This window comes from Paenibacillus intestini, from assembly GCF_030803945.1.
Taxonomy (GTDB): Bacteria; Bacillota; Bacilli; order Paenibacillales; family Paenibacillaceae; genus Paenibacillus; species Paenibacillus polysaccharolyticus.
This window is the reverse complement of sequence record NZ_JAURUN010000026.1, coordinates 1-6,639: the sequence shown is the minus strand read 5'-3', so window position 1 is coordinate 6,639 and position 6,639 is coordinate 1. Positions and strand designations below refer to the sequence as shown.

Annotated in this window: 2 protein-coding genes and 1 pseudogene; all 3 read right to left on the bottom strand. The window is 39.0% G+C overall.

What is annotated here, in order from left to right:
• On the bottom strand, nt 1-5,392 hold a 5,392-nt coding region (locus J2T16_RS28710; RefSeq protein ID WP_499020207.1), incomplete at its 3' end, for an amino acid adenylation domain-containing protein.
• 156 nt (nt 5,393-5,548) lie between these two features.
• On the bottom strand, nt 5,549-6,484 hold the full coding sequence (locus J2T16_RS28705) for a phosphopantetheine-binding protein (protein ID WP_337250460.1): 936 nt from the start codon (nt 6,482-6,484) through the stop codon (nt 5,549-5,551).
• Nucleotides 6,485-6,505: 21 nt separating this feature from the next.
• Nucleotides 6,506-6,598, bottom strand: a pseudogene (locus tag J2T16_RS28700) (hypothetical protein); the annotation flags it as partial.
• Nucleotides 6,599-6,639 lie beyond the last annotated feature (41 nt).

Genomic DNA, 6,639 nt, shown 5'->3' with positions numbered 1-6,639 from the left:
GCTCCAGGGCCGCCGGCATGTTATAGCCCAGCGAGTCCCGATTCAGCTGATGCAGCACGAGCATCCGTTGCTGCGAAGAAGTGAGGGGATACGTTAAGAGTTCTTCTGTTTTGGGGATAGAAACATATTCAGTATTGTCAACTGTACGAATATGGTTCGCTAAACTTTCAATTGTAGTGTATTTAAAAATGTCACTTAACACTATATCGATATTTAATTTTTTTGAAAGTGATGATTTTAATAAAATAGCTTTCAAAGAATTTCCACCCATTGAAAAGAAATTATCATAAACACTTATATTTTCAACGTGTAGCACTTTTCTCCAGATAGAAGCAAGTTCGTGCTCTAATACATCGCGCGGTTGTATCACCTTTGAATCAACATTGTGGAAAAAGGTAGGCCCAGGCAAAGCTTCTTTGTCAACCTTTCCATTTCTGAGTAACGGTATTTTATCCAATGCAATATAATGTGTGGGCACCATATACCCTGGCAAAAACTGACTAAGTCTATTTTGGATATTGGAAGCCAAGACATCACCATCACTAGGAACAAAGTATACACAAAGATCATTTTCCCCTAACAACCCTTTAACTACAGTTACATAAGAATTCTTAACAAAGGGCATTTGACGCATGTGTGCCTGAATTTCTTGAAGTTCGATACGGTATCCGCGAACCTTCACCTGATCATCGGATCTACCAATATACTGAATGGAACCATCCGAAAGCCACTTAACTATATCACCCGATTTATACAACCGATCTCCTGGCTGAAAAGGGCTATCAATAAATTTCTCTGTTGTCATTTGCGAATTATTTAAATACCCTCTGGCAACACCTGATCCTCCAATTAATAATTCCCCTGAAACTCCAACAGGTACAATCTTCATATTTTCGTCAACCACATATAGCTTTCGGTTAGGTAGCGGCTTGCCCACTGGAACAATACCGCTCACTTGATCACTTAGAATTTGATTGCGTACTATCCGATGTTTAGTTGCGTTTACAGTCGTCTCCGTTGGGCCGTACACATTGTAGATAACTGTTTCTTCCATAAGATTCTCCATAAATTGTCTTATGGTTCCTGCATATAAGGGTTCTCCGCCAATAAATAAAGTCTCTACCTGCAATTTTTCCGAAAGATTACTTTCAAGAAAAAGATTAACTAAGGAAGGAGTCATATCCATGACTTGAATCTGATTATTTCTTACGAAACTCGTCAAACTATCCGGATCACTGCGTATTTCCTCAGGAACTATATATAACGTATGCCCTCCTAGGATTGCCCCAAAAATCGATTTTATAGAGCCATCAAAATAGTAAGGGGCAATCTGAGCGAACCGTAACGAATCTTTGGACCACTCTGGTATGTCGCTGTAGAACGAATAAATATAGTCAACGACATTCCTATGCTCGACAATAACTCCTTTAGGTGTGCCCGTAGTCCCGGAAGTATAAAGAATATATGCCATCTCATGAGAATCGACAGAGCTATGATCCAATTCAGGAGATAACACTCCATCTTCTCCTACAATTTCATCTAAAACTATCAAATCAACATCAGACGTAAAGCTACTCGCAAACTTTTCTTGAATAAGTAACACTTCTGCTCCACTGTCTTCTAGCACGAAACGAATACGTTCAGCCGGCCAGTCAGGATCAAGCGGAAGGTAAGCCGCTCCTGCCTTTAACGAACCTAACATGGAAATAACCATTGCCAAAGAACGTTCAACCATTATCGCAACAACGGAGCCTGTATTTATCTCCTTTGCCTTAAGAATTCTTGCTACATTGTTCGCCCTCTGATTGAGTTGAGCATATGTGACATTAGCCTGATCATAGATGACTGCCACTTGATCCGGTATAAGCGCAGCTTGCTGTTCAAAAACTTGATGGATAGAATATTCCTTTAATTTAATACTCTCACTGTTAAATCCTAGAAGTATCTGCTGATGCTCAATTTCTGACATAACTTGAATATCTGAAATGCGCATATCTTTTTTAACCACGATTTCTCCATAGACATTTACTAAGTGAGATATGATCTGATTTATGGTATGTGGAGTGAACAAATCTGTACAATATTCTAAAACAAATTGGATAGTTCCTCTGCTCTCCGTAGCTGAAATATTCAAATCAAACTTTGAGGTTTTGTTGAATAAGACTTCAGGAATGATTGTGACATCACCCATATCTTTATTCTCCACATGTAAGTTTTGCATGGTAAACATAACATCAAACAATGGATTACGACTGTTATCACGTTCTAATTTCAAATCAGCAACCAGTTCATCAAATGGATAGGATTGATTTTGTAATGCTCCTAAGACCACTTCCTGAATTTCGTGAAGAAAATGAGAAATAAGCTTATCCGTACTTGGCTTTCCTCTTAATGGCAAAGTATTTACAAACATACCAACCATATTTTCCGTATCCGGATGATATCTGCCAGATACTGCCGAACCAATAACAATATCCTCTTGATGTGTATATTTTTGCAAAACAATATAAAGTCCGGATAACAAGATCATAAATAGAGTCATTTTAGATTCTGTTGCAAGATGCAATAAATTCTCTGATAATTTAGCATCAAGTGAAAAAACTATACGCTCTCCATTTTGCTTTCTTGGAGTTGTACGAGGAAAATCTGTTGTTAATTCTAAAACGGGTGCTGTTTCAGAGAAAACTTTGAGCCAGTATGACTTGTTGTTGTTGTACCTCTCTTTCAATTGCTCATTTTTTTGCCAAACAGCAAAATCAGGATAGGATAGAACTGGCGGAAGAAGAGTCTGCCCTTCGTACAATGCAATAAATTCTTGTATAAGGATCCCCATTGATGTGCCATCAGCAATAATATGATGGAGATCAATTAATATAATGTGGTGAATTGAAGAAATTTCGACTAAACTCACTCTAAATAAAGGTTCCTCGAAAATATTAAAGGGTCTGACAAATTGGTTTATGATTGGTTGGATCTCTTTTGAGGCTGCTTTAAAACAATTTATCTCGATATCAAATTTGTGCAATAATTGAACTGGTTCTCCTTCAACTATTCCGAATCGCGTATGCAAAATTTTATGCCGATCGACTAATCGTTGGATCGCCTCTTGGAATCTTGCTTTATCCCAGTTTCCTTTAACATGTGCTACCAACGGTATATTATAGCTAATACTTTTTTCATCAAGTTGATTCAATATAAACATTCGTTGTTGCATAAGTGATAAAGGATAGCAGTTCGCATCATTTGTCGGTAATATGGCAGTATGATGATCTTCAGTTCCACGGACATGAGTTTTCTCTTCTATTGCCTGGAGATAATCGACCATTATAGGATGGGACAACAGTGTAACCGGTTCTATTTTAAGCGAAAGTTTCTTATTAATCTGGTTCGTAATTTTCATAGCTAAGATTGAATCTCCACCCAGATCAAAGAAGTTATCCTGTTCGCGGATCGTATTATATCCAAGCACATTTTTCCATATACACACAATCATTTGTTGTAAGGTCTCATCACCATCAGTCGGCTCAATTTCATCTACAGGCAGTTCAGCATTTTTTATATATTTAGACAGAGCTGGAGCATTCACCTTTGGTTTGACCCAGCATCTTGTTCTTTTAAAGGGATAGACAGGAATGGAGATCTTCCTCGTTTCTTGTGGTGCATAAAACAACTCCCAGTCTGCTGACTTTCCAGCTAAAAAATCCCTAGTGACAGGCGGGAGCTCAGTATCAAATTCACTATGATTGGGATAATAAATGCCTTTCACCGCTTGTTTAACATTGGATCCTGAGAGTACTGCATTTAATTGATCACAAAGCTCTTTAATATTTCTGAATGAAAACAAAACCCGGAGTATCTCTTGCCCCCTCCCCGTATTAGCTGTATAGCAAAAATTAGCCAAGTCAACCTGACCGCGCTTTAAGAACGTATCATAAGACTGGAAAATATTACTCAGATCTTCTTCATCTTTCGCAGAAATTCCTAAGTAGAAGGGAACATCCTGTCGAGATAAGCTCAGAGATGTCTCTTGCTCTTGATACTCCTCTAAAACGACATGAACATTGGTACCGCTCACTCCAAAACTGCTGACTCCACATCTACGGGGGCCATCAACCTCCCAATCAGTCAGATTTGTATTTACATATACTGAGGAATTCATAAAATTTATGTTCCTATTAGGCTTAGAAAAATTCAAAGACGGCGGAAGCTTTTTATTTTTCATAGCCAAAACCGATTTAATGAGCCCTGCCAGTCCGGCTGCAGCACCTAAATGACCGATATTTGATTTCACTGATCCAACACCACAGTGTTGCTTAAGTGTTATGTAATTATGAAAAGCTTTTGTGATTCCTTCAATTTCAATTGGGTCGCCAAGCTTTGTTGCAGAGCCATGTGCCTCAATATAAGAAATTGAGTCAGGTCGAACTCCAGCGTTCTCCCAAGCCTTCATAATTACTTCAGCCTGAGCAACTGGATTCGGGGCTGAAAGCCCGATTGACTTCCCATCCTGATTCCATGCGCTTCCTTTAATGACGGAATGAATGTTATCCTTATCCCGAATTGCACGATGAAGGGGCTTTAACATAATAGCTCCAACGCCTTCTCCACCACCGGGACCTTCCGCTAGATCATCAAATGATCTCGTTTGTCCATCGGTTGACTCGATCCCAATTCCTTCCTCACCTTCAAGATGAAGAGGGAATAAATTCAAAGCAACACCTCCTACAATCGCCTGCTCACATTCTCCCGCTCGAAGTCCCTGACAAGCAAGATGAAGCGCGGCCAATGATGAAGAACAAGCCGTATCCACCATAATACTAGGTCCCTTAAGATTCATTAGATATGCTATTCTGCTTGCAATAACAGAAGAAACGTTCCCAACAAAGGACAAATATCCTGACTCAGGCGACATTTCAGAAACAAAGCGACTATAAGTAACATTAGACGGACTGTAACCCACATACACTCCTGTATTGGAATTCGAAAGCTTTGTGCCCCCATACCCCGCATCTTCTATAGCATGCCACGCTGTCTCCACAAAGAGCCTTTGGTGAGGATCCATCAAATCAGCTTCATTAGGGGAAATGTTAAAGAATCCATAATCAAATTTATCAATATCCTCCAAGTAGTTCATTCGATCAAACTCTAAATCCATCGTTCTTAAAGCGGGATGGTAAGCAATTAATTGTTTTAAGTCTTCTTTGCGATCATGTGAAACAGTGGTAACCGCATCTTTACCCTCTGATATATTTCTCCAGAAAGTATGAACATCAGGAGCCTGAGGAAATTTAATAGACATCCCAATAATCGCAATATCGGGACTAGAAACAATATCAATTTGGTCTACTTCATTTTCTAATTGGTCGAAATTAACGCTTTTAAAATCAAACATCCGACCATCCCTCCTTCATAATTGACATGTAGCATATTTGCTCACATGAAATTCGTATAAGAATTCCATGCGAGCGCATAAATAAGACCCTGACTTTTCAAAATTCATTAAAAAATATCCTGACCATAACTAAGGATTCTCGAGACTCCTAATCCATTAATTCTTAACCTGCATTTGTCTTGATAAAAGTTGCACCAGTCCTATGAACTTTTTGAAAAAAGCCTCTGCATAGCGAGTTTTGAATTTTGCTGAACGATTCTCAAAAATAAACTCGATTGGCTGAGTCACGGAACTCTCATTTACTTCAATAAAAAAATCGTATAATTCACTTTTCATATTCTTCGGGCTTGAATCTCTGGAAAAAATCGCTGATATTAATCCACTCTCAGATTTATGATCAACTTTGATATCTTCAAGCTGATAAATATTATCAACTTTCGCCAATTCTACTTTCAATTGATCAGCTAAGTCAGAGAATTCATCTCCATCTGAGAAATGAAACTGGAGTTCCTTTCCCTTCGCCTCGTCTGTTACCGTCTGAACGAATATTGGTTGACTCTGAGAAATACTGTTTAATGTTATGGCAAACAGAATCTGTAAAAGGGCCAAAGAAGTTAATTTTTCTGTATTAGCGTAACTTACCAGCGATTTTGTTAAATCTGCGGATAATGTATATTTCCATACGCTAGATTCAGCATTATGTCGGGAACCCTCAATATAATCAACAGGTACCACGGTTGATTGTAGCTTTAATTTTTGCCCGCCTTGCGAAACATTTTTTAAATAAAAAGATAGAGTATAGATGTCTGGATATTGAAAAAGATCAATGACCTTTAATCGATTGGGATAAATCTTTTCAATTTCAGCATATAAGCTTAACAGTGATAGAGAATTCCCTCCTAAGTCAAAAAAGTTGTCGTTGATTCCAATTTCATCGATGTTCAAAACGGATTTCCAAATCTTAGACAAATAAAATTCTACAGTACCTACTAGGAAATCAGTATGAACGTTTTCGCTAAGCCTTTGCGGGATCGGAAGTGCGCTACGATCAATCTTGCCACTGGATGTCCGGGGGAGCGCCTGCAATCTCATCACCTGGCTCGGTACCATGAAGTCCGGCAATTTCACGCGCAAGTGCCTCCGTACCTCGGTTTCCTCCACCTCTTTGCTCGATACGTAGTAGCCATACAGGGTGTCTTCCCGCACCTCCGCGGCCGACTCTTCGATCTCCGGCAATTCCAGCAGCA